Here is a 19679-nt window from a genome sequence, read left to right as displayed (position 1 = left end):
ATGAAAACTCAAAATATTTTTCCTTATGGAAGCAAGAAACAGGAATCTCTGTGTATGAAGCTGAAACAGACTTTATTTTTATTTTTTATTTTGCCATTAGTAGCCTGTCCCTTATGGGGGCAGGTGGTGCAAAAAAAACAGCTGACAGAATCCGATTATATGAAATGGGGAGAGCTCATCGTTGGAAATCCCTCCCCGGATGGCCGATGGATCACTTATCGAATGCGTTATGAAAGCGGAAGTGATACGCTGTTTGTGCGAAATACCATAAACGGAGAAACCTTTAATATGCCTGGTGGCATTTTTCCACGTTTTGCCGGAAATGAGCACCTTATTGTCAACGACAAAAACAGCATCCAATCCTTAAGTTTGAAAACAGGAATGCACCAGTCTTATCCATTGGATACGCATATCGAATATTCCACGGAAACGGACCAGATTATTACACTTTTACGGAAGGAAAAACAACTGCAGTTGCAAAAATTGTCAACTGGTGTAATCAGCTTAGTGAATGATGTAGCAGATTTTTCAATGAGCCCAACCCAAAAAGAGATTATTATTTCGATAAAAGAAAAAGAAAAATATTCTGTGGGAATTCTAAATCTTCGGAATTCGGCAATAGAATGGATCGCAAGGCAGGGAAATGGTGTGTTTTATAATTTCGCATGGGAGGAGAATGGAAAAGCAGTTGCTTTTTACAGTTCATCAGATTCCATAGGTAGTAGTACTGATCTTTGTTTATATAAGCTGGAGACAAAAAAAATACTCAGGCTTAATCAAAAGGAACTTAACAATTTTGCATCTGATAAAATTTTTGATAAAACGGATAGTTATCCCCTGACCATATCGTCCGATTTGGATAAAGTCTTTTTTGGACTTAATTCCACAAATATAGAGGTTGAACAAAAAGCAGGGGACGGGGTGGAAGTTTGGAATACCGCCGATAAATGGATCTATCCCCTGGAACAATCATCTGGGAGATTTTATGAGAAGGCTAATCTGGCGGTTTGGCATCCTTCAAATGGTTGCGTGGTGAAAATTTCTTCTTCGGAATTTCCCAGTGTAATGCTAAATGGCAATAAAACTTTGGCGATAATATCGAACCCTAAACAATACGAACCCCAGTTTGAAATTGTGGCTCCAAGGGATTATTATTTAGTGGATCTTGATACTGGTCAAAAAGAAATTATGGTTAAAAAACAAAGCGGATACCATACAGATCTGCTGCCATCGCCGTCTGGCAGGTTTGTTGCGTACTATAAGGACAAGAACTGGTGGATTTATGATGTTAAGATGAAAATTCATATCAACATTACACAGCATATAAAAGTTCCCTTTTTTGGCAGAGTGAATGGATTAGGAGGAGATGCAGCATACGGAAATCCTGGATGGACTCCGGACGAGAAGGAAATCTTATTATATGACCAATATGATATTTGGGGAATAAAGAACAACGGCACATTAAGCAGAAGACTCACCAAAGGAAGAGAAGATAAAACTATATATCGAATTAATACACTTGGAGATTATGATCTCCTTTTGCGAAATTTTGACGGCTTTAAAAGCATTGTTGTTGATTTAAATGATAGACTCATTCTTCGTACGCAGTATGATGATGGCAAGACAGGATATTGCAGTTTAGAAAAAACAGGTGCAATAGAACAGATTATATGCCGCAGCAGTTTTTTAAACCATATGCATTACATAAAAAAATCGGAGCTGTATATATATCAGGAACAAAGATTTGATCTTCCTCCACGTCTAGTTGCAAAGAACAATTCTTCTATGGAAAAAATCACATTTCAGAGCAATGCGCATTACGAGAAGTTCCAGCATAGCACTTCTGAACTTATTACATACCGCAATGCAGCAGGTAAAGAGTTAAAAGGTATTTTGTATTTTCCTTCCAATTTTGATACCAATAAAAAATATCCCATGATTGTCTATATTTATGAAAAGCAGTCGCATAATGTTCATAAATATATCAACCCTACTTTGTTGTCGGGCAATGGCTTTAATGAATCTGTAATAACAACAAAAGACTACCTGATATTATGTCCAGATATTGAACATGAGACTGGCACAGTTGGAGAAAACACAGTTGACTGTGTTGTTAGTGCAACCAATCATGTAATAGGCAAAAACTTCGTAGATCCATTGAAGATAGGTTTAATGGGAGAATCCTTTGGAGGATATGAGACCAATTTCATAATCACTCAGACAGACATTTTCGCAGCAGCAGTTTCGGGAGCTTCTATTGCTGATTTGACCAGTTTTTATCTGACTGTCGGGTGGGATCTTAGTATTTCTGATATGACCCGCTTTCAAAGCGAGCAGTGGCGCCTGGGAAAAAGCCCTTTTGAGGATCCGGATTTGTATTCCAGGAATTCTCCTATAACTAATGCCACCTCTATCAAGACTCCTATTTTAATATGGGCAGGTAAATCAGATTGGCACGTAAACTGGAACCAGAGTGTAGAGTTTTATATGGCACTTAGAAGGTTGGGAAAACCAGCGACTATGCTGCTATATCCGGATGAAAAACATATCCTAATGAAAGAAAAAAATCAAAAAGATTTGAGTTTGAGAATTAATCAGTGGTTTGATTACTATCTGAAAAATGACCAGTCAGTTGGGTGGCCAAAAGAGGCCGTTAACTAAAAAAAACAATGCAGTTCTTATATAGAACTGCATTGCATTTAGAGATCTTGTTAATCAATTTAAACGATAACGCACCTGTTGACAATTGTTGGCTTTCCCAAAAGCCTGTTGCCCACTGGCTTCACAAATTTGTGGCTTGGGAGTACTGTCACAGTTTACAGGAACATCACAAGGCTTTGTAGTGCTGTTAATGTATCCCGGAGCAGGCGGCTTTGATGCGCTCTGCATCGAAGTGGTCAAAAAAGCGCCCGAAATTCCCATTACTGCAACAAGTGCAAATGGCATTGTCGATTTTAAAAATGTGGTTTTCATAATAATATGTATTAAGGTTATTTGATCTACTATTTTCTACAGGTGTTCGATCTTATTTCCTGGCACCGGCCGGTATACTTTTATAAATTATTCAATGGATGTGTGTTGATCGGTTTGCATAGCATTTTTAAGGTTCTCTTTCAGCTCGTACATCAAAACTTTTGTGCCAATTAAAACATAAAGATACTTATCAGTTAAGTATAGGGATTTAAGCTTGTCATCTCCTATTTTAAAGATTGGGAAACTCAGAACATAACTTTTTTTTGAGATGTCATAAACATCTATTATCGAAGCGTGTTTCCAAAGAGCAGGATCTTCATATTGGCCTGGAATCTTCGATTCTATAAACAATAGATTATTATGAAGCGTACTTAGTGAATTAACCGTAAGAGGTGGTGCGGACATCTTACGGACAGTTTCGTTTTTGAGATAGGACACCTTGATTTTTGCTCTTGAAAAAGTATCAATTGTTTTGCTGCGATAGGCTAAATTTCCATTTTTATCTGCCATTATAATTTCATTACGATAAAAATAAACATACACAGCCTTTTTCATTTTACTGCTGTAATGTAGTATGCCGTCGGTGTCAAAAATTCCATCGATCTGCTTTTTCAGCAGACTTGGCTTATACTGAATTTTCCTTTCATTATTTGCAGTGTAAATGCCGAGAATGTTGGCCGATTTTATCCCATTGTTGTTGCGGAATATAAAAGATGATGTGTCAATGGGTTCCGCCGTCGTAAAATAAGGAAGCCCTTTTAATTTAATGGAAATCTCCCAGTCTTCAGTACTGCCCGCTGATATGCTTGGAACACTACCATCCATTAGATAAAAATATTTTTCCCTAACTAAAATCTTGATAGAGCGAAAATGAATTTTAGGATCACTATTTTCTATATAGTGTGTATCCTGAAACTTGAATGAGGTGTCAATCGAGATGATTTGCAATGGCGTGGTGTAATTTCCTAAATAAAGCTTATCTGGACTGCTTCCGGAAAAATAATAAGAATTATAAATTAAATCTTTGGAATGGACAAGCTGTACAGTTCGTTTGATGTATCGCCTGATAAATGGATTTTTGTGCTCCATGATTTCTTCCGAAGAGACAAATAAAGCGATAATAATAACTATACTTAAGGATATGAAAATCGGAATAGCTTTAATTGGTGAGAATTTGTTTTTTACACTAATTTTTTCAGTTTTAGATCTATAATTCAAAACAATTGCAACGACAGCTAATCCAACAAAAAAAAAATTAAAAACTAAATGAACATTCCAGCTCATTTTCTCTAAAATCCCACCACAGGAACAGGGAACGAAAGAGCTGTAATTCAAGACAATATAAATATATGCCGTAAACATAGTCATTAAACACAGGCAGGCATAAAGACCGTAATCGCGCCATTTCGGAATAAAGAGCAGAAAGGCAACTAATAGCTCGATCGTGGGCACCATCCATGATATGTAAGAGGCGTAAGCGCTTAATAATGGAGACTGTCCCAGCTGTACTTGGAAATTCTCAAAATCCAATAATTTGCTTACAGCTGCATACACAAAAAGCATCACATACAGGAGGCAGATTATTTCTTTGGCAATAGTGCCTAGGTTGCTGTTTAACTTCATGATTTCTGTAGGTATATTTAAAACAATTGTTTGGAGATTTCTGCAGTAGTTCGAATTTATTTGATTAGGATAAATATTTAACTTAATAGAACTGAGGCAAAATTACAACAGGTTGTAATTGTTACCTAAAACAAGCCGGTATTTTTCAAAAACAATCAATTGTGAGTTAAAAACAAAAAAAAGCAAAGTTTTAGATAGATAAAGAACGAAAAAAAATGCCAATAAGATTTCTCTTTATTGGCATTAAGTCCGGTAAATTTTAAATCAGTTTATTTTCCGGATTGGTTGAGGTTCTGCAGCTTTTCACGAAGTTCTGCCAGACCTGCTTTTTGAAGGCACTCCTCTGCAAGCTGTTTTAAATCCATAAGGTTTTCCTTAGGGATTGCAGAAACCAAAATAGATGATTTTTCATCATCCGGCGCCGTGAGCCCACGCTCAATCACATGATTTAGGAGCAGTACATTTTTGCGTGAAATTTTCAAATCAATCTTTACCGTCTCATTCATCCCGGGAATACTAAGTATAGTATCAAAAACCCTTGCTACATCATTTGTTGTCATCATAATTTTCACGTTTTTAAATTAATATTTATTAACACAAAAGTATAAATAGACTTTTTAATTATCATGGACATAATATGTCCATGATGGGCTGAATAGCTAGAGCTTACTTAACTTCGTATAGTTTTAGAAACAGTCCTTAGATGTTTTCTAAGAATGTGTCTATTGTGATTTGATTTAAGTGATCTGCAGAAATGCAGAAATTCTAAAATGATATTTAAAATAGTTTAAAGATTGCCACGTTCCTGCAATCGGCCAGATGTCCGGTTGTTAAACAACCGAATCTGGCTGCTCTTTACTCGGAACTCGTGAGCAGTGAAACTGAAAGAAGAAAAAGAGTTTGAAAATAATGAAAATGAAAGATGATGGAAAAGGAAAATTCAAACAGAACACGCATTGTAGGCCTGCGTTTTACACCTTGGGAGTATGCAGAAATAGAAAAAAAATGGAAGGCAAGCACCTGCAGAAAACTTAGTGATTATCTAAGGAAAATTATATTCAATAAACCCATCACATCGAACTACCGCAATCAGTCCTTAGATGAATTTATGTTTGAGATTATCAGACTAAGAACTGAACTTAAAGCGTTAGGAAACAACTTTAATCAGGCCGTAAAAAAGCTCCATACATTGCAGCAGATTGCGGAATTTAAAACCTGGATTATCACTTATGAACTGGAGCGCAGAATACTTTTCAATAAGGTAGAAGAGATAAATAAATATATTGAGAAAATCTCCCGAAAATGGTTGCAGTAATTAAGACCGGAAATTCACTGCATAACATTTTCAACTATAATGAAAATAAGGTAAAACAAGGTGCAGCGGAGTGCATAGGTGAGGGGAATTATCCTCTTGAAGCCGATAAAATGAGCATTACAATGAAGCTCAGCAGACTGCTCAATCAAAATGCTTTAAATGAGAATGTAAAGCGCAATAGTGTACATATTTCGCTGAATTTTGATCCCTCTGAAATTTCCTTAACCAACCAAAAATTAATGCAGATTGCAGATGCCTATATGCAGAAAATTGGTTTTGGCGAGCAGCCCTACTTGGTATACCGCCACCATGATGCGGGGCACCCGCATATTCATCTGGTGTCCATAAAGGTTAAGCAGGATGGAAGCAGGATCGATATGCACAATATTGGCAGGAACCAGTCTGAAACAGCCCGCAAAGAAATAGAGAAGATGTTCTCTTTAGTGGCCGCTCAGGGCCGTAAAAATAATATAAATAAAGTACTTAAACCTGTCAGTCTTCAGAAGATTGCATACGGAAAAATGCAGTCAAAAAAAGCGATTGCAGCAGTGCTTGACGGAGTGCTTTCAACCTATAAATATTCAAGTCTTTCTGAACTCAATGCTGTGCTCAAGCTTTACAATGTTTTTGCTGATCGGGGATCTGAAGACTCAAGGATTTTTAAAGCAGAAGGATTGGTGTACCGCATACTTGACAGCGATGGAAAACCTATCGGGGTTCCTATTAAAGCCAGTGACTTTTATAATAAGCCGACTCTTAAATTTTTAGAACAAAAATTTATGTCCGTCGGCAACGGTGATATATCGATGAAAAACAGGATAAAGAATGCTGTCGACCTGGCGTTTCTTAATAAAAGTATTTCATTTTCCGAGCTCGGAAAATTGCTCGAAAAAGAAGGGATTAATATTGTTTCAAGAAAAAGTGCTGCCGGATTGATTTACGGCATCACCTATGTGGATCATACTACAAAATGTGTGTTTAATGGAAGTGATTTAGGCAAACAGTACAGCGCAAAGGCAGTACAAGAACGCTGTAATTTAAGGGGTAAAACTCTGCAGGGTTCCGATAAGGACATAAAGATAAAATCCAAAGTTGAAATACAGGGAAATATATCGAATAAAGATTTATTTGAAATTAGTAAAACGGATAATTTCGATACTGCTCTGGCTAAAGTTTTGGATGTATTGACCCGGATGGAATCCGTACAGACTTACCTGCCCAATCAGCTTAAATCAAAACGCAGGAAGAGAAAAAGAAAAGGGCAGTCAGATAATCAATAAAAATTTAATATCATGGGAATGCAGACGGGAGAAAATGAACAGGCACTGAGAAAGATTCTTGATATGACAAGACTCATAGGGATTATCATTCTGATGATTCACTTTTACTATTATTGTTATTCAGCCTTCAACCAGTGGCAGCTGGTAAGTGAGTTTACCGATAAAATTTTAGCAGGTATTTATCGTGCGGGATTATTTGATAATTTTCATAAATCGAAATTTTTTGCCCTTGGATTTCTCGCGATTTCGCTCATTGGTGCAAAAGGAAGAAAAAATGAAAAGCTCAGTTACAAAACTGCTTTTGCTTATTGTATTTCTGGAATGCTCATTTATTTTATAAGTTATTTTGCACTTTTGTTATTTTCATTGCAGACGTATAAAGCAATAGTTTATATTGTAATTACTTCGACGGGATTTCTGATGATGCTTTCCGGGGGGACCCTACTTTCTCGGATTATAAAAAACGGGCTGAACCCCAAGGATATTTTCAATAAGCTCAATGAGACTTTTCCCCAGGAAGAAAGACTACTGGAGAATGAATATTCTATTAATCTGCCTGCCAGATATTATCTAAAAGAGAAACTTCGAAACAGCTGGATAAATATTATAAATCCTTTTCGTGCGCTGCTGGTTCTGGGTACGCCTGGATCTGGAAAATCTTATTTTGTGATCCGTCATGTTATTACCCAGCATATAAAAAAAGGCTTCAGTATGTTTGTCTATGATTTCAAGTACGATGACCTGTCAAAGATCGTCTATAATACTTTTGAAAATAATAAACAGGCTTATAAAATCCTGCCCAAATGTTACTTTATAAATTTTGATAAGATTATGCACAGGTGTAATCCGCTGGATCCTCAGAGCATGGAAGATATAACAGATGCTTCGGAATCAGCAAGGACTATTCTGATGGGGCTTAACAGGGAATGGATTAAAAGGCAGGGGGACTTTTTTGTAGAGTCTCCGATCAATTTTTTATCGGCCGTAATCTGGTATCTCAGGAAATATAAAGATGGTGAGTTCTGCACCCTGCCTCATGTCATTGAACTCATGCAGATTGATTACGACAGTCTCTTTACGCTGCTCAGAACAGAGAAGGAAATTGAGGTTCTGATAAACCCTTTTATTAATGCTTACCTCCAAGAAGCCACAGACCAGCTGGAAGGGCAGATTGCTACTGCAAAGATCGCTATGGCGAGACTTTCCTCCCCACAGTTATACTATGTTTTATCAGGAAATGATTTTACTCTGGATATCAATAACCCCGATGAACCTAAGCTTGTATGCATGGGAAACAACCCTCAGAAAATACAGATTTACGGGGCTGTTTTATCTCTATATGTAAACCGTCTTGTGAAACTTGTAAATAAAAAAGGGAAAATGAAATCCAGTCTCATCTTTGATGAATTCCCGACAATTTATCTTAACAATATGGACAGCCTGATCGCAACAGCCAGAAGTAACAAAGTAGCGGCTTGTTTAGGAATCCAGGATTTCAGCCAGCTTCGAAAAGACTACGGGCGCGAGCAGGCAGATGTAATTATGAATATTGTTGGAAATATTATAAGCGGGCAGGTTACAGGGGATACATCCAAACAATTATCAGAACGTTTCGGAAAAATTATGCAGGATAGGGAAAGCCTTTCCATTAACAGTGCCGACACTTCTGTCAGCCGCTCAAAACAATTGGAATCGGCTGTGCCCCCTTCGAAAATATCAGGGCTGAGTTCTGGTGAATTTGTGGGTATGGTAGCAGATGACCCGGACTGTAAAATTGAGCTTAAAACTTTTCATAGTGAAATTATTAATGATCATAAAGCGCTCAAAAAAGAAATGGAAAACTACAAAGAAATCCCCCCGGTTCGTAAACTTAATAATGCGATGATTCAGCGGAATTATCTGCAGATAAAACAGGATGTTCAGGATATAATTCATTCCGAAATGGAACGCCTACTGAATGATCCCGCACTGGTGTATTTGGTTTTAAAAAAATAGTTTTATTTTATTTGAAATTTTTGGATGATGGTAGTTTGCAGGTTAAATATTTTAATAAACATTTAAATCTGATTTAATAGCTTTAAGATCCGTAGATGAATTTTCTATTAGTAGGCAATGATAAAAAATTAAACTGTAATGATTATTCATTTAAAAATATTATTTAAAATTTTTTAAATTTGAATGATATTTTACGCATTAAGCCCTTAATTATGTATATTAAGAATGCTATATCATACAATTACGAATACATCGATGTTGGGTATCATAGCCGATGTATTCCAGACCGTCAACCGTTGGAAGCCACACGTCCTGCAGTATGGAGTAAACGAAAATCTGACTGCGGCAATCTACAGTACACTGCTTAAAACACTAAAAGATTAGATTTCATAGCCGGTTTTTATTATCGCTGGAGTGTTTGATTTGCAGATAAAAAATTAATTAAGATCTCTCATTAAGGATTCATATTTATGAATAAATGATAAATTTCAACATTTTTTGAACTTCTGAAGTGGTTTATTTTTGCAATTTTTAAATTAGCTGGGGTATCTATTTCAAATTCTTTATCAATGCCCAGACTCTGATATTTTCCAAAATCTATCTGCTCAATATAAGTCTGATATTTTTTCCAGGTTTCTTCAAAAGATTTGCTCTCGCAGTACACCACTATAAATAGAGGGCTGATTCCAAGAGGTTCATTTCGGAAAATTTTTACCAGATGGTCCCTTATTATTGTATCTGTCGATTCATCTCTTGGAATAGATTTTATTCTCAGGCATTCCATAGCCGATATATGATCTGAATGTTCATTCTCAATTATAATGTCTCTGAAGGCAATTCCCGAAGTGTTGGATTCAGTTGCTGGATCCGTCGTTCCTCCCATAGACTGGTCTTTTACACTCCAATTGCGGCTGCTGAGTGCGTGCTTCAAAAAATTGCGTATCAGTATATTATATTTATTCTCACTTTTGGATTTTCTATATTCAAAAACATTATCCAGAAATGTCATGCATACGCTGAGCACGGATCTTAATAAAAAATCCTTCTCCTCAATTGTGAGTTTTTCTCTTTTTTCATTCAGCCATTCATAAAATAATCCCTCATACAATTTATGGCTCGTACCTGTAATATTTACCAATCTCGGGAGTATCCTGAATTCTATATGGTTAAGAAATAGGACTTTCTCCCTGCTGAATGAATTGTAGTGGAAGTCCAGAAGCGCTTTAATATTTCCTCTTGGCTTTGTTTGATATATTGCCCATACAAATTCGGTATGATACTGATCCAGCAGATAGGCAATGTTTCCAAATCCTTCAAATGTATTTTCAGAATCAGCATGCTTTTTCAGCATTTCATCCCAGTCGTGCCTTAAATCTTTCAGCTGATGCGTTCTAAGCTTGATTTTTGGATGGGTCTGGACGTTATAGTAGCCAGGGATCTCATCTGTCTCGAGAAATTGTTCATCAATTTTTTCAAGTTCGTCTAGTAGGGAATAATGCGCCCTCTCGTCTTCTATAGGTTCAATTGCAGTCATTATCGACAGGAATTTTTCAGCTTCCTCATAAGTGCCTATAAGAAATCCTATCCTTTCAAAATCAATGTCTTTTTCCTCCGAAAAAAAGGACGCCTCATGTTTGATAAGTATGTTTTCAGCTTCGTGTACGGAATCTTCTTTAATCTTATGAAACCAGTATATGAGCTCTTCTTTCGAAAAGATAACCTTTCTTGCCTCATCAAGCATCTTCTGGAGTTCGACTTTGCCTTCTTTCTGGTTTTCAAGAATCCGGGTAAAATAGATATCCCGGTCTATAAGGTTAAAATACCTTTGCGGCAGGATGTTGGTCCATGAATGTTCTGGTTTTTCCGCTAGTAAAGAAGTATCTATACCACTTCTGAAATGTATTTTCTTCTGGCTTCCCTTATCCATATCCTGCATTTTAGTTAGCAAATCTCTGCAGTTTTTTACTGCCTGCACAATCTTTTTGAAATCAAATATAATCAAGTTTTTAGAGATTACAGTTTTCATTCGAAACGGATAAAAAGGCAGCCAAGTTAGCGTGCGCCGGATCCTGCAGGCGCATAACGGCGCTGCCGCCCTCCGGGACTTATAGCCCTCCGTTTCCTTGATGCCCGCTTTATTACTGCTTTCTTTTTTTCCGTTTTTCTTTTGAAAACATTTTGTGGGAAAGGCAGGGGAAAAGAATTTTAAAACAAGTAATCACTTAAAATTTAGAAATCATGGAAATCACGGGACGTTTGACAAGGGATGCAGTTGTTGCCAAAACAGCAAAAGACAGGGAGGTGGTAAACTTCTCTATAGCAGTTAACGATACTTACAAAGCCAAAGGAAGTACAGAAACAACAAAAATAGTCACCTATATCGAGTGCTCGTATTGGCTCAGCGCAGGTGTTGCACAATGGCTCAAAAAAGGCGCAATGGTGGAACTCTACGGAAGAGTAGGAGTGAACGCCTATATAAATTCTGAGGGCAAGGCTGTAGCAAGCCTCACTTTTCACACAAGCAACATCAAAATATTGGTGTTTGTCTCAGATTCTCAGCCCCTGCAGGCTTCTGCCGTTCCCGCCAAAAATAGCAAAAAGGAACAGCCTGACGACCTGCCTTTTTAATTCGAATCAATTATACAAGCCTAAAGAAATGAGTTATGAAAGCCTTGAAAAAATCAATATACGCCGAGTATGAAGTTCACGATGCATTCCAAAGGATTGTCCTTTTAGAAATGCAGTCCTATGAAGGAACAAAAAAAGAACAGCTAAAAGCATTCCTTGAAGACATGCAGAAAGGGGGATGCATCAGCGGTATGATATCCCAGTTTATTTATCATGCCGACTGTAAAAAATTCTACATCGAACATCTAGACGATTTGGAAGACATCAGAAAAGAAATGGAAGATTTCCTTGGGGAAGCTGTAAAAGACCGCTACGATCTGCCTCACTACACCTTTATGTGTTGGCTCTGTTTTGAAGAATACTGTTATGACATCTACAGAACCTCTTTTGAATAAACTTTTTGTTTCATCTTAAATCATGTCTTATGAAAGCTTCAGAAAACTTTAAGACCGCTATAGAAAATTACCTCAATCAGACCGCCCTTGCCGATGCTGTCTTTGCAAAGGACTTCGCCAAGGAATCCAAAAACTTGGAAAACTGTTGCAATTACATTTTCGGCGAGGTAAAAAAAACAGGACTGTGCGCCTTTGACAATCAGGAAATATTTGACATGGCGGTCAAATACTACACCGATGACAGCATCGGACAGCCTCATCCAATTATTTGCAGGGTAGTGGCTAGTCCGCCTGCAAAGGCTGATTTGTTTACTACTATGCCCGAACTTCCGCAGAATACTGCCGTAGTAAAAACGGCAGTCATTGCTCCCAAAGCCGAATCAAGAACATTGACACTTTTTGACCTATGATACCTAAAACCATCATCGAAAAGCAGATTGTGTCCCTGAGTGAGACCCTTGCCCCTATAACCCAAAAGATGCAGGTTTGGGCAGAGAGAAATATTTTCATCAAATGGGGCGTGCCTTCAAGAGGGAAATTCCACTGCCTTGACTGTGCACACTCGTGGAAGCCTGATGCTCAGAAAGCATCCTGCCAAAAGTATATCAACTGTACAGCATGCAGAGGCAGGCTGAAAATGCAGCAATATAATCAGGTGCATTTCAAAGAAATAGAATATTTTGCTGTTTTGGATGTGTGCGGAGGATTTCAGGTGGTGCGCATCATCTGTTCGCACAAGGACATGAAAAAGAACTGTATGCCGACTTATTTTCATAAGGAAGTGATGCAGCATTGGATAAACGTGAAAGCGGAGGTACGAACGCTTTCTCTCGGCACCAATGTTTTCTCGCAGGCCTATGATGCATGGAAATATTATACTTCCCTTGAAATCCGCCCGAAAAGTTTTGAGAGTTCCCCAAAATACCGCATTAATCCTTATAAGGTTTATTCATCTTCAAAGGCGATTTCGGTATTGAAAAGAAACGGCTTCAAGGGCAGTTTCTACGGCATTGCTCCGCAGATTCTCTTTACCGCCCTTTTGAAAGATTCACATGCAGAGACGCTCCTAAAGACAGGACAGACCGATTTTCTTGCCCATTATTTAGTTTCGCACTCACAGCACATAAGAGAGAACTGGCAGGCAGTCAAAACCTGCGCTAAGAACCATTACAAGGTAAAGGATTTTACAATGTGGGAAGATTACATCTCCCTGCTCAGATGGTTCAAAAAGGATTTGAATAATGCAGATAATGTATGTCCTGAGAATTTGGAAAAGGTGCACGACAGGCTTGTGGAGAGAAAACGCATAATCCAAAGGCGTCAGCATATAAAAGAGCTTCGCCAAGAAATACAGCAGGCCCAGATTGGCTATAAAGAGCAGAAGAAACAGTTTTTCGGACTGGAGTTCACTCGTGAGAATCTTTCCATCTGCGTGATGGAAAGTGTGCAAGATTTTCTCGAACAGGGCGATATGCTCCGCCACTGCGTATTTGCCAATGAATACTACAAGAAGAGAAACTCCCTTATCCTGTCGGCTAGATTCGAGAACAAGCCTGTGGAGACCATAGAGGTGGCGCTTCCCTCACTTGAGGTTCTGCAGTGCAGGGGAGACAAAAACAGGGTTTCCCCGCATCATAAGCAGATTTTGAAGCTTCTTCATCAGAACCTCTATCAGATAAAGAAGCGACTTCAAAACAAAAAAGAAAAGAGAGCCGAAATTTAGTTTTCGGCTTTTTTGTGCAATATCGGCGAGCAGACACTTACAGGCGGGGATATTGCCTTAGGGGTTCAGGCTTAATTCCGAAACAAAGTTCGGGAAGGAAAGTCGGTTCGCCGAAAAAAATTCCCCCATAAATGCAGGCGGAAAAACCTGCTTTATTGCGTTGCTTTTTTCGCTCGCTTTCTCATTCCCGGTGCAGGTTCCATTATTAATTTTTAAACTTAAGAAATCATGGAAACTTCAAAAACACTTCAAAATTGGAATCAGGTGGCAGAAATACAGTTGGTCTACAAAACAAAAGTAAAAGCATCAGACAGACCTTATATTAGTTCCTCCAAAACAGTTTACCAGCTGGTGCTCCAGTTCTGGAATCCAGATACAATCGAATTTTTTGAGGAGTTTAAGATCCTGCTTTTGAACCAGTCCAATAAGGTATTGGGCATGTACGAAGTATCATCGGGAGGAATTGCCGGCACTTCAGTTGACCTCAGGTTGATTTTTGCTGCAGCAATTAAAGCCAATGCAGTATCACTGATCATGATTCATAACCATCCCTCAGGACAGGTGAAGCCTTCTGAGGCGGATAAGCAGATAACTAATAAAGTAAAAGAAGCAGGCAGAATTATGGATATCACACTGCTGGATCATATTATCATTACTCCCGAAACCTATTATTCCTTTGTAGATGAAGGCGCTTTGTAGCGCCTTCAGTTTATTATGGTGTTTAGGCGCTCTATGTCGGAATAGCATCCTGTTCAATTTCGCTTTTTTAAAACTGGGCACTCGATTTGGTGTGATTTATTACACATTTAATTTTTAAATACATAGCCAATAATTTATATATTAGCGAAAAATCTTAATTTATTTAAAAACACTATTTGTAATTTATTTATCTTATGGAGGATTTTCTCAGAAAATACAGGGACAGGCTGCGCATCATAATAATCCTGTATGTTTTCTGCGAGCGCAGCCAGGATGGCGGTTCCCCTTATTTTGGACTGTTCCGCACTGAAATAAAAATTCAGGCGCTGGATTTTCTGCTCAGATATCCCGATTTCCTTTCAATGGAACTCATGGATCTGACGGATACCGATAATGTTATTTCCTCAGAGGAAGTAAGTTCTGTTATTGAAGGCATTTATTTAAATAATGAACCCCAGCTAAGGGTGGAAGAAATGGAGAAATTTTTCCACGGGGCTTATGAAAGCATTGATGAAGCGGTAGCCTTTCATGTCAGCATTGGTTTTCTTAAACACGAAAGTAGACGAAGAACTGATGGAAAAACATATGATAAAAATTATTACGTTACCCGTTACTGTGCCGAAAGGATCGAAAGCCATCTGAAGACAATTCCTGCAGTGCAGTGGTATTTCCAGCGCTGTGAACTTATTAAAAAATATTTCGGACACTTTACGGGCTCCCAGCTCAAAACCAGACAATATAATTATGCAGAGTACAGCAATATCTCCTATAAGAGCCATATTCAGAATATAAATGCAAAAGTAAGGAACGCCTATGAGCAGAGATTTAATAAACAGTTATTATGAGCAGTACAGATATTAATTACAGGGACTTTGTTGCTTTTGTTTACAAACAATTCGAGGATAAATTATCTGTTCAGGAAATAGAAGATATACTTTTTCTGGAAGAAAGCTACAACAAAGACAGTCCGGCTTCTGTAGGTAAAGCGCTCCGTCTGAACAGGCTTGTCTTTTCAGGGATAAGGAATTCCGGAGCTGTGTTAAATTTTGACCAGCCTTTCCACAGCGGAATTAATATCTGGATTGCCGATAACCAGAAAGGAAAATCAACCGTATTCAAGATCATAAAATTTGCCCTTACCGGAAAGGATAGCATCAAAAAAGACATAAAGCCTTGGATAGAGGAAATTCTGCTGGAGTTTACCGTAGGTAAAGTGACTTATACCTGCCATATTGATCGCACCGGGCGCGACAGGGGGAGCCTTTACCGTTTTAGCATTGACCAGTACAAAAGTTATAAAAGCGGATTTAAGCTCGATACGCTGGATAAACAGGTTGAATTTTCTTTTAGAAGCGCACTGGAACTTGAAGAGAAACTCCAGAGTTTCTTTTTTGAGCAGTTTTCATATTATGTCTTGAAATTTACCCAGAAAAACAGCGCAAAGGATTCAGTTGACCTAAATACTTCAAGTCTGAGCTGGGCGACCTATTTTAAATCAATTTATCTGGAATCCAGTAATTACAAGCATTTATTCTTCGAACAGGAAGGCATTGGACTGCAGGGAAAAAAAATCTTCGAAATGGTTCTGGGACTGCCACTCACTTATCCTATAAATATGCTAAAAGTGCAGCAGGACCTCGTGAATGTGAGTCTTGGACAACTAAAGCTTGTCAGCGGAACAAAGGCCGATACGGCCAAATCTTTGAAAGCGGGACTTGAGAAAAGATATAACGAAGTAACAGCGGAACTGCAGACAGGAATCGATAATGTAGCAATTATTTTTCAGGAGCGCCCTTTATTGGAGGAATATGCCCAAGTTCAGCAAAGGGTTGCCAGAGTCAGAAAAGTGCATAGAGAACTTACTGAGTCCTATCAAGGGGAAAAATCAAGGCAAAACCGTATTGAAGATGAATCTGATAACCTGAAGAGCGACCGGAAGAAAGTGGAAGCGGAAATTGTAAGGCTTCAAAGGCAGGTCCTGAACATGGAGCTTTACAGCCAGTCTCAGAGCTTCTTTACCAATCTGGATATTAAGTCTTGTCCGCACTGTGAAATCACAGTAAGCGAGACTAAAAAGGAAAAGGAGAAAGAGTATCATGTCTGCAGCCTGTGTGGAGAAGAACCAAAGGATCAGAAGATAGAGAAGGATGAAATCGACCAGAAATCAGCTCAGATCCAGCAGGAAATTACAACGCATCAGCAGCGTCTGGAAAAAATAATTAAGAGTCTCGATGAGAAAAAAGTACTTATAGGCGAGGCAAAAAAGAATGCGGAAAATTACAATGAAAAGATTTCTTCGCTTCCATCTGCCGAAGCAGACAACAAAAGAATGAGTGAAATAGAAGAACATATTGCCCAGATAGGCAGAGAACGTGAAAAGCACAAAGAGCAGCTCGAAAAGAAGGAACAGCTTATAAAGGAACAGGCCGTGCTGGATTTCCAGCTTGAAGAAATAAAGCGCGCCGAAATCAGCCCAGTTTCGGAAGAGTTTGAAAGCCTGAATCTAAAAAGAGCTGTTTTGGAGTTTGCACTCTCTTCGCTGGAAAAAAAAAGAAGCAGGTTAAATCAGGATATTTTAGAAAAACTGGAGACACTCATACTCAAAGAAGTGAATGCCTTTGGTTTGAAAAGCATTACAAAGGTCAGCATTAATGAAAAATATGAATTGATATACACCCAGAATGAAGTGCAGATCGGCTTTAATGACTTAAGCGAAGGGGAAAAACTCAGGGCAAAACTGGCTTTTTATCTCAGTCTGATCCAGCTCGATATTGAACACAGTCTGGGAAGACATCCGCGCTTTCTGATATTTGACTCGCCCGGAAGCGAAGAAATGGTGCCCCAGCATCTTAAAGGGCTAGCGGAAATTTTTAAAAATGTGAATGACAGATTTGAAAATGAACTGCAGATATTTGTGGGCTCTGCTTTAAGGGAATTCTCTGAGATCACCGATAAAAAGCGCACTTTTATGAAAAACGCAGATGAATTTGTTTTTTAATGGATAATTATCAGAAACACTCAGACCTTTTTAAAACAGGAAGCATCTTTGAGCAGGTTTTGTTTTTAGATAACTTTTACACCGGTGATGAGGCCAGTCAGTTAAGCGCATCGGAGCTGTCCGATGTTCTGTTTTTGGGAGCAGAGAACTCTCCAAACCTCTATGTAAGACGCTCCTGCTTTAAAATTATCAGTGACCTGACCTTAACGGGAATGCTGGCCAACAGATTTAAAACTGCCGGGCTGGTTGATGATTTTTTGAACAGCGATCAGGAGGAACTGCTGGTTATAAGCCTGAAATATCTGCCCTATTTTCCAGAAGTATTCACGGCTCAGACAAAGGAAAACCTTAAAAGGCTTTCTGATAGCCCCAATGCTGATATAGCCAGCCAGTGTTTGATATGTCTGGGATTGTTCGTCATTTCGGAAAATATAGACGGCGATGATATAAAAGAGCTGATCGAAAACCTTCAGCAGGCACAGCGGTATTTTCAGGCAGCATTAGATTCAGTGGAAAATCGTGACGATGCGGCTTATTATCTGCTGCTGCTACAATGGATACTGGCCGCCATAGCTGATAATGCCACAGATTCAGATGAAAAATTATCGGCTCTTGAAAAGTCACTGCTCCTCAGAAACCTTTATGAAAGGTACGGGCTTGAGCTTGATTTTCTGATTTTTAAAATGATCAGAAATATCAAATCCAGTTATGATATGCTGCGCTCATCAGAAGAGTGGCTGGACTTCAGCACAAATGTTCGCGTTCTGATGAATCTCAATGCAGAGATCGGCTTATACCGGAGTTTCAATGGTAACGCCAAAGGGCTCATGAAAACTATTGATGACAATTTCTTCAGTACAGTAGAAGCCCATATTTATAAAGTCCATCTTCAGGCAGAAAAGATAAGGCTCAATAAGCTCAAATCCGCAGCTAAAGAAGACCTTATACAATTTATAGATAAAATAACGGGGTTTTTCCCCGATGCTGAGCAGTCCAATCCAGAAAATTACGAGCTTCTGATTTCCCTGCAGCAGAAATTTGGAGACGACGGAATTGCCGCCTACCAGAAGATAATAAATAAAAACCTGCCTTGGGAGAAAGCAATTGCGGAGCTTCTCAAGAATGACATCAGCAATAAGCTGCCTTTTAAGACCGGAAGCATTTATGGAGAGCAGGTTTATCTTGCCCTGTCATTAGAGATAGATTCCCTTCTTACAAATTACGATCAGGAGAGAAAAACGGCATTTCTGAAAATACTGGAAGAGGTTATCAGATATGCCAGACTCACTTTTGTAGCTAATGATAAAAGCCGTTTTCCATTCCTTTACAGTAAGTTAGAAACAAACGGAAAAGGACAGGATGCCAGCGAGCAGGATTTGCAGGAGAGCATGATTTCTTTTTTCGAGCATTCCCAGATTGCGGACGGGCTTGGGCACGAGAGAGCAAAATTTGTTGACGGAGGGCGTGTGGATATACTTTATCAAAAAGACATTATTACCATCCCAATCGAATTAAAGAAATCACTCTTCAGACCCGATCAGGCCGCTTTGGAGCAGAATTATATTGCACAGGCCCAGACCTATACCTCCGGATATGACCAGCTGGGAATTTTTGTTCTCCTTGAGCTCAGTGATAAAGCCAAAGAAGCGCCTGCTAATTTTAAAGACTGGTTTAGAATCCATCACCTGAAACCCTCAACAAATCTGGCCGTCAGTTATCCTGATTTCGTGATTTCAGCGGTGATACCGGGAAACCGTACCGGACCAAGTTCGAAAAGCACCTATAAATAGTACCTTGTTACGCAGTCTAAATTAAGAAGTGTAAAGTCAAACAAACAATTAAGTAAGAATCGGACATTCTTTTTGAGTTGACAATAAATGGATGTCTCGATTCTTTTCCTAATTAATTTTTGCAACTCTTTAAGATATTGATGTGAAAATTTTATTTTAGAATAAATCAAGTAAAAATACGTATTGTGTGTGATTGTAAAATTTGTTTTCTTGTTTCGATTTCTTTCGTAGAAAAAGTCCTTTTACCTTTCTTGCCATTT

The 19679-nt window shown here is 38.5% G+C and carries 17 protein-coding genes; 13 read left to right on the top strand and 4 right to left on the bottom strand.

The features are described 5' to 3' along the window. Nucleotides 1–2661 carry a S9 family peptidase gene (locus LNQ34_RS21830; protein ID WP_230001230.1) on the top strand — a complete coding sequence of 887 codons (2661 nt, stop codon included), beginning with the start codon at nt 1–3 and terminating at the stop codon, nt 2659–2661. Nucleotides 2662–2715: 54 nt separating this feature from the next. Here the strand turns inward: LNQ34_RS21830 and LNQ34_RS21825 are convergent, their stop codons facing one another. From LNQ34_RS21825 to LNQ34_RS21815, 3 genes are all read right to left on the bottom strand, one after another. Continuing rightward, nucleotides 2716–2973 (bottom strand): hypothetical protein, encoded by a 258-nt coding sequence (locus tag LNQ34_RS21825; protein ID WP_230001229.1) that lies wholly within the window; start codon nt 2971–2973, stop codon nt 2716–2718. 87 nt (nt 2974–3060) lie between these two features. After that, complete coding sequence (locus tag LNQ34_RS21820) at nt 3061–4596, bottom strand: MauE/DoxX family redox-associated membrane protein (protein ID WP_230001228.1); 1536 nt, start codon at nt 4594–4596, stop codon at nt 3061–3063. 269 nt (nt 4597–4865) lie between these two features. Beyond that, the gene (locus LNQ34_RS21815) at nt 4866–5159 is read right to left on the bottom strand and encodes a hypothetical protein (RefSeq protein ID WP_230001227.1); all 294 of its coding nucleotides are present in this window, start codon (nt 5157–5159) and stop codon (nt 4866–4868) included. A gap of 359 nt (nt 5160–5518) precedes the next feature. Here LNQ34_RS21815 and LNQ34_RS21810 point away from each other — a divergent pair, with 359 nt between their 5' ends. From LNQ34_RS21810 to LNQ34_RS21795, 4 genes are all read left to right on the top strand, one after another. Then, the gene (locus LNQ34_RS21810; RefSeq protein ID WP_230001225.1) at nt 5519–5911 is read left to right on the top strand and encodes a plasmid mobilization protein; all 393 of its coding nucleotides are present in this window, start codon (nt 5519–5521) and stop codon (nt 5909–5911) included. Continuing rightward, a complete protein-coding gene (locus LNQ34_RS21805) occupies nt 5899–7191 on the top strand; it encodes a relaxase/mobilization nuclease domain-containing protein (protein ID WP_230001224.1) in 1293 nt (430 codons plus the stop codon). The genes LNQ34_RS21810 and LNQ34_RS21805 overlap by 13 nt, the downstream gene beginning before the upstream one ends. Nucleotides 7192–7209: 18 nt before the next feature. Next, nucleotides 7210–9186: a conjugal transfer protein MobC gene (gene mobC / locus LNQ34_RS21800; RefSeq protein WP_230001341.1), complete on the top strand. Its 1977-nt coding sequence runs from the start codon at nt 7210–7212 to the stop codon at nt 9184–9186. A gap of 225 nt (nt 9187–9411) precedes the next feature. After that, nucleotides 9412–9570, top strand: a complete 159-nt coding sequence (locus tag LNQ34_RS21795) for a hypothetical protein (RefSeq protein WP_230001222.1) — start codon at nt 9412–9414, stop codon at nt 9568–9570. Nucleotides 9571–9640: 70 nt separating this feature from the next. On the opposite strand, the gene LNQ34_RS21790 is transcribed toward LNQ34_RS21795, so the two are convergent. Continuing rightward, entirely contained in the window at nt 9641–11212 is a 1572-nt protein-coding gene (locus tag LNQ34_RS21790; RefSeq protein WP_230001221.1) for a hypothetical protein, read from the bottom strand. A 212-nt stretch (nt 11213–11424) separates the two neighbouring features. Here LNQ34_RS21790 and LNQ34_RS21785 point away from each other — a divergent pair, with 212 nt between their 5' ends. The 8 genes from LNQ34_RS21785 (at nt 11425) to LNQ34_RS21750 (ending at nt 19419) form a co-directional block, all read left to right on the top strand. Continuing rightward, on the top strand, nt 11425–11814 hold the full coding sequence (locus LNQ34_RS21785; protein ID WP_230001220.1) for a single-stranded DNA-binding protein: 390 nt from the start codon (nt 11425–11427) through the stop codon (nt 11812–11814). Between the two features lie 35 nt (nt 11815–11849). Further along, nucleotides 11850–12209, top strand: coding sequence for a DUF7222 domain-containing protein (locus LNQ34_RS21780; protein ID WP_230001219.1), 360 nt, complete (start codon nt 11850–11852; stop codon nt 12207–12209). Nucleotides 12210–12238: 29 nt separating this feature from the next. Then, nucleotides 12239–12619, top strand: coding sequence for a PcfK-like family protein (locus LNQ34_RS21775; RefSeq protein ID WP_230001218.1), 381 nt, complete (start codon nt 12239–12241; stop codon nt 12617–12619). Next, a complete protein-coding gene (locus LNQ34_RS21770) occupies nt 12616–13932 on the top strand; it encodes a PcfJ domain-containing protein (RefSeq protein WP_230001217.1) in 1317 nt (438 codons plus the stop codon). Before LNQ34_RS21775 ends, LNQ34_RS21770 begins: the two co-directional genes overlap by 4 nt. A 228-nt stretch (nt 13933–14160) precedes the next feature. Next, on the top strand, nt 14161–14631 hold the full coding sequence (locus LNQ34_RS21765; RefSeq protein ID WP_230001216.1) for a JAB domain-containing protein: 471 nt from the start codon (nt 14161–14163) through the stop codon (nt 14629–14631). A gap of 194 nt (nt 14632–14825) precedes the next feature. Beyond that, nucleotides 14826–15476, top strand: a complete 651-nt coding sequence (locus tag LNQ34_RS21760; RefSeq protein ID WP_230001214.1) for a hypothetical protein — start codon at nt 14826–14828, stop codon at nt 15474–15476. Beyond that, nucleotides 15473–17629, top strand: coding sequence for an AAA family ATPase (locus LNQ34_RS21755; protein WP_230001211.1), 2157 nt, complete (start codon nt 15473–15475; stop codon nt 17627–17629). The genes LNQ34_RS21760 and LNQ34_RS21755 overlap by 4 nt, the downstream gene beginning before the upstream one ends. Further along, nucleotides 17629–19419, top strand: coding sequence for a hypothetical protein (locus LNQ34_RS21750; protein WP_230001210.1), 1791 nt, complete (start codon nt 17629–17631; stop codon nt 19417–19419). Before LNQ34_RS21755 ends, LNQ34_RS21750 begins: the two co-directional genes overlap by 1 nt. Nucleotides 19420–19679 lie beyond the last annotated feature (260 nt).

Origin of the sequence: Flavobacterium lipolyticum (assembly GCF_020905335.1) — a bacterium.
GTDB classification, from domain to species: domain Bacteria; phylum Bacteroidota; class Bacteroidia; order Flavobacteriales; family Flavobacteriaceae; genus Flavobacterium; species Flavobacterium lipolyticum.
The sequence above is the reverse complement of the archived record's forward strand: the minus strand, read 5'-3'. Positions and strand labels throughout refer to the sequence as shown.

Bases quoted from the DNA above. Each gene is read 5' to 3' on its own strand.
- LNQ34_RS21750 (WP_230001210.1), top strand. From the start codon at position 17,629: ATGGATAATTATCAGAAACACTCAGACCTTTTTAAAACAGGAAGCATC.
- LNQ34_RS21805 (WP_230001224.1), top strand. From the start codon at position 5,899: ATGGTTGCAGTAATTAAGACCGGAAATTCACTGCATAACATTTTCAAC.
- LNQ34_RS21775 (WP_230001218.1), top strand. From the start codon at position 12,239: ATGAAAGCTTCAGAAAACTTTAAGACCGCTATAGAAAATTACCTCAAT.
- LNQ34_RS21825 (WP_230001229.1), bottom strand. From the start codon at position 2,973: ATGAAAACCACATTTTTAAAATCGACAATGCCATTTGCACTTGTTGCA.
- LNQ34_RS21790 (WP_230001221.1), bottom strand. From the start codon at position 11,212: ATGAAAACTGTAATCTCTAAAAACTTGATTATATTTGATTTCAAAAAG.
- LNQ34_RS21770 (WP_230001217.1), top strand. From the start codon at position 12,616: ATGATACCTAAAACCATCATCGAAAAGCAGATTGTGTCCCTGAGTGAG.
- LNQ34_RS21810 (WP_230001225.1), top strand. From the start codon at position 5,519: ATGATGGAAAAGGAAAATTCAAACAGAACACGCATTGTAGGCCTGCGT.
- LNQ34_RS21820 (WP_230001228.1), bottom strand. From the start codon at position 4,596: ATGAAGTTAAACAGCAACCTAGGCACTATTGCCAAAGAAATAATCTGC.
- LNQ34_RS21785 (WP_230001220.1), top strand. From the start codon at position 11,425: ATGGAAATCACGGGACGTTTGACAAGGGATGCAGTTGTTGCCAAAACA.
- LNQ34_RS21765 (WP_230001216.1), top strand. From the start codon at position 14,161: ATGGAAACTTCAAAAACACTTCAAAATTGGAATCAGGTGGCAGAAATA.
- LNQ34_RS21755 (WP_230001211.1), top strand. From the start codon at position 15,473: ATGAGCAGTACAGATATTAATTACAGGGACTTTGTTGCTTTTGTTTAC.
- LNQ34_RS21815 (WP_230001227.1), bottom strand. From the start codon at position 5,159: ATGATGACAACAAATGATGTAGCAAGGGTTTTTGATACTATACTTAGT.
- LNQ34_RS21830 (WP_230001230.1), top strand. From the start codon at position 1: ATGAAAACTCAAAATATTTTTCCTTATGGAAGCAAGAAACAGGAATCT.
- LNQ34_RS21780 (WP_230001219.1), top strand. From the start codon at position 11,850: ATGAAAGCCTTGAAAAAATCAATATACGCCGAGTATGAAGTTCACGAT.
- LNQ34_RS21795 (WP_230001222.1), top strand. From the start codon at position 9,412: ATGCTATATCATACAATTACGAATACATCGATGTTGGGTATCATAGCC.
- mobC (WP_230001341.1), top strand. From the start codon at position 7,210: ATGCAGACGGGAGAAAATGAACAGGCACTGAGAAAGATTCTTGATATG.
- LNQ34_RS21760 (WP_230001214.1), top strand. From the start codon at position 14,826: ATGGAGGATTTTCTCAGAAAATACAGGGACAGGCTGCGCATCATAATA.